The organism is Ruegeria sp. BHSB058 (assembly GCF_059613285.1).
Genome location: NZ_JBXWSF010000142.1, coordinates 1 through 4,254 on the forward strand (window position 1 = coordinate 1; position 4,254 = coordinate 4,254).

A 4,254-nucleotide genomic window follows, 5' to 3' on the forward strand; every position below is an offset into this window, starting at 1 on the left:
CTACAAGAACCGGAAAATAACACAGGTAGGCTGAAATAATCGCCTTGGGAACTCCTCGCCCTTCAATTCCAAGTTGCGAACTAAGCACGATGATCATCGGTGCCAGCGCCACGATAGGAACTGTCTGACTGATGATCGCCCAAGGCATCAAGCTCATATCCACGACGCGGGAATAGACGATAGCCACCGCGCCCAGAATTCCCAGGGTTGTTCCCAGCAAGAAACCCCAAAGCGTCGATTGCAGCGTGATCCCCGCGTGGTAGATCAGTGAACGTTTGGACATCGCTCGGCCTCGTAAGGCCATCTCACCCGTCGTTTTCCACAATTCGCTGCCCACCTGGGCCGGTGTTGGCAGACGCGGACGTTCCAGATCGTAGCCTACGGCGACCAAATGCCGGTTTTGCGTCATCAACCACCATACGGAGACGCTCTGCCGAGCCAAGGACGTTTCGGGCACAACCTGCTCTCCGCCTCGCTCGGCCTGATCCAGCGCGACGCGGATGTTCATCGGCGCCACGGCGAGATACCAAAGCCCGGCAAGCACAGCCAGCACAGTCAGGATAGGCAAGAAATTTCTCATGCAATACACCCCACGATATCCAAGGCATCAATCATCATAGGCGTGCCCTGCCCTCAAGCCTTCACGCACGCGGTGTGCAACTTCAAGAAACTCCGGAGTATCGCGAATATCCAGCGGACGCTCTTTGGACAGCGGACTTTCTATCACATCGGTAATCCGCCCCGGACGCGGGCTCATCACCACAATCCGGGAACTCAGATATACTGCCTCCGGAATCGAGTGAGTAACAAAGCCGATCGTCTTTCCAGTCTGGCGCCAAAGTTTGAGCAACTGTTCGTTCAGGTGATCACGGACAATTTCGTCCAGCGCACCAAATGGTTCGTCCATCAACAGAATATCCGCATCAAAGGCCAGAGCCCGCGCAATCGAAGCGCGCTGCTGCATCCCGCCAGAAAGCTGCCAAGGATATTTGCCACCGAACCCTTTCAGATCAACCAGTTCCAGAACCCGGTCAGCCCGTTCTTCCTGCTCATCACGAGAATATCCCATGATCTCGAGCGGGAGTTTTATGTTCTTTGCGATGGTGCGCCAAGGATAAAGGCCTGCTGCCTGGAAAACGTAGCCATAGGCCCGGTTGCGCCGCGCTTCGTCCGGTGTCAAGTCATTGACGCTGAGGCTGCCGCCCGTGGGTGTTTCCAATGCCGCAACACATCGCAGAAAAGTGGTCTTCCCGCACCCGGAAGGCCCAATGAAGCTGACAAAATCGCCCTTGTTAATAGTGAGACTCACATCCTTGAGCGCGTGGACCGGCCCGTCATTGGTCTGAAAGGTCAAATCCAGATTCTCGGCCTTGATGACTTCTTCCTTCAATTCTTCCCCCGCACGATCTTCCAAGCATTGATAAGTTCGGACACCAATTGGTCCGTGTGTTCTTCCTGTGTCGAATAGCCGATCACTGAAACCCTAATGATTTCGCGCCCCTGCCACTGCCCATGGGTCGGATATACCCGCCCCGCTGACTGCACGATCCGCAACACCTCGCGCGTTTCAGCGTCGCTGTCGCCACAGCGAATGGCCACCTGGTTTGACACCACATCGTTCATCACCGTCAGCCCAGGTTCGGCAACGATCTTCCCGGCGATCCGGTTGGCGAGCGCACAGTGTCGGGAAACCATTTCCCGAACACCGCTCCGACCAAGATGGCGCAAAATGGCGTAGCTGGGCACACCACGTGCTCTGCGAGAAAGCTCGAAAACAGAATCGGTAGGTTCCCAATGTGCGTTGGTTGCTGGCAAATACGCCCCCCGCGCAGACATCGATGCCACCAGTGACGCACGGTCGCGAACTATGGCAACACCCGCATCAAAAGGCGCATTCAACCATTTGTGCAGATCAACCGCCCAGCTGTCCGCCAACTCCACCCCCGCAAGGCGCGACGCTAGTCCTGGCACGGCTGCAAGCCACAGGCCAAAAGCACCGTCCACATGAATCCAAGCATTTCGCCCACGGGCCATCGGGATGACTTCGGTAAAAGGATCGAATGCCCCGGTGTTGATCTGTCCCGCCTGGAGAACAACCAGAACAGGCCCAGTCGCTCGACTCAATGCCTTTTGAAATGCCTCCGGTCTAATCCGTCCTTGACCATCTGTAGCCACCCTCAGAACGCGGGACGCACCAAATCCAGCGTATCTGAGCGCTGCGAATGGCGCCGAATGCGCGTCTTCACCAATCAACACAGAAATCTCGGGTGCTCCGAACAACCCGTCCGCCTCGACGTCCCACCCTTCTTGCGCCAGCAACGCATGCCGTGCAGCCATAATGCCTGTGGTGTTTGCGAGCGTCGCCCCGGTGGCTATACCCACTCCACTTTCAGGCGGAAGGTTTAACAGATCGACCACCCAATCACATACGGCACGCTCCATCCCGGTGATCGACGGTGTCTCGACAGAAGAAGCGACATTCTGTCCCCAAGCGGATACCAACATGTCCGCCGCTACGCCAACAGGGTGAGAGCCACCCAGAACAAAGCCGTAAAAATTGGGTGAGCACATCTGGTTTATCCCCGCATCCGCATCTCGGGCCATATGCGCAACGACCGCTTCGGCGGACAGACCTTCCTCGGTCAGCGGCGTCCGAAACCTGGCGACCGCCTCATCTAGACCCAGCGCTGGAGGCACCTGGCGGTCCGGCACGCCCAGGCGGTAGGTAACCGCCTTTTCGGCGGCCAACCGCATTGCCAGTTCGTGATCGGTGCTGAGCCCTGACACTCGGTTCAAACCCCCGTTACCGGAATACCTGTCCGCTCTATGGGACGCGGTGCGGTCAGCTCCTTCCAGGTGCTCAGGGCCTTGTTCACCGTCGTATTGGCCTCGCGGGCAACAAACTTGCCATGGCCTTCCTGCGTGCGGATTTCGCCGTCATGCACGGCGACCTGCCCGCGTGTCAGGGTAAAACGCGGTAAGCCTTTCACCGAGTGACCTTCGAATACGTTGTAGTCGATCGTAGATTGTTGCGTAGTGGCCTGGATCGTTTTTGTTTTCGCCGGATCCCATACTACCAAATCCGCATCCGCTCCGACCAGAACAGCACCTTTCTTGGGATAGCAATTCAGTATCTTGGCGATATTGGTCGATGTCACGGCCACGAACTCGTTCGGTGTCAGACGCCCTGTGTTAACCCCATGAGTCCAGAGCATCGGCATCCGATCCTCAAGACCACCCGTGCCGTTCGGGATTTTAGTGAAATCACCAACGCCATAACGTTTCTGCTCGGTCGTAAAGGCACAATGATCAGTGGCCACCACCGAGAGCGACCCCGACTGCAATCCGGCCCAAAGGCTGTCTTGGTGTTTCTTGTCGCGGAAAGGTGGCGACATGACACGCCGGGCGGCATGATCCCAATCGGGGTGGGCGTATTCGCCTTCGTCCAAAGTCAGGTGCTGGATCAGCGGTTCACCCCAAACGCGCTTGCCCTGCATCCGTGCCCTTCGGATTGCCTCGTGACTTTCCTCGCAAGATGTATGAACCACATAAAGTGGCACGCCCGCCATGTCGGCGATCATGATGGCGCGGTTGGTGGCTTCGCCTTCCACTTGCGGCGGGCGAGAATAAGCATGCGCTTCGGGTCCGGTATTACCTTCGGCCATCAGTTTGGCCTGCAGTTCGGCCACCACGTCACCGTTCTCGGCATGCACCAGCGCGATCCCCCCCAGTTCGGCCAGACGCTGGAACGAAGCGTACATCTCGTCATCATTCACCATCAACGCGCCTTTATACGCCATGAAATGCTTGAAGGTGTTGATGCCGCGTTGTTCAATTACAGTCTTCATGTCGTTGAAAACCTGTTCGCCCCACCAGGTCACCGCCATGTGAAAGGAATAGTCGCAATTGGCACGGGTCGATTTGTTGTCCCATCGCTTCAGCGCGTCCAACAGGCTCTCGCCCGGATTGGGCAACGCAAAATCAACCACCATCGTGGTGCCACCCGCAAGCCCGGCACGGGTCCCGGATTCAAAATCATCCGAGCTGTAGGTGCCCATGAACGGCATTTCCAGATGAGTATGCGGGTCGATCCCGCCGGGCATCACATAACAGCCAGTTGCGTCCAGCTCGTTATCCCCTTTCAGACCCATCCCGATCCCGGTGATCACGCCACCTTCGACCAATACATCCGCCTTGTATGACAAATCCGCGGTGACAACAGTTCCGTTTTTAATAACAGTACTCACTTTGAAC

General features: G+C 57.0%; 4 protein-coding genes. All 4 read right to left on the reverse strand.

All coding sequences use genetic code 11. The features are described 5' to 3' along the window. Window positions 1-568 (reverse strand): ABC transporter permease (locus AC2FNB_RS20485; protein ID WP_496748613.1); only part of this gene is annotated, 568 nt, incomplete at its 3' end. A 39-nt stretch (window positions 569-607) separates the two neighbouring features. Beyond that, on the reverse strand, window positions 608-1,390 hold the full coding sequence (locus tag AC2FNB_RS20490; RefSeq protein WP_480749896.1) for an ABC transporter ATP-binding protein: 783 nt from the start codon (window positions 1,388-1,390) through the stop codon (window positions 608-610). Further along, on the reverse strand, window positions 1,387-2,787 hold the full coding sequence (locus AC2FNB_RS20495; RefSeq protein WP_496748614.1) for a pyridoxal phosphate-dependent decarboxylase family protein: 1,401 nt from the start codon (window positions 2,785-2,787) through the stop codon (window positions 1,387-1,389). Before AC2FNB_RS20495 ends, AC2FNB_RS20490 begins: the two co-directional genes overlap by 4 nt. A gap of 5 nt (window positions 2,788-2,792) precedes the next feature. Beyond that, window positions 2,793-4,247 (reverse strand): dihydropyrimidinase, encoded by a 1,455-nt coding sequence (gene hydA, locus AC2FNB_RS20500; protein WP_496748615.1) that lies wholly within the window; start codon window positions 4,245-4,247, stop codon window positions 2,793-2,795. Window positions 4,248-4,254: the final 7 nt, after the last annotated feature.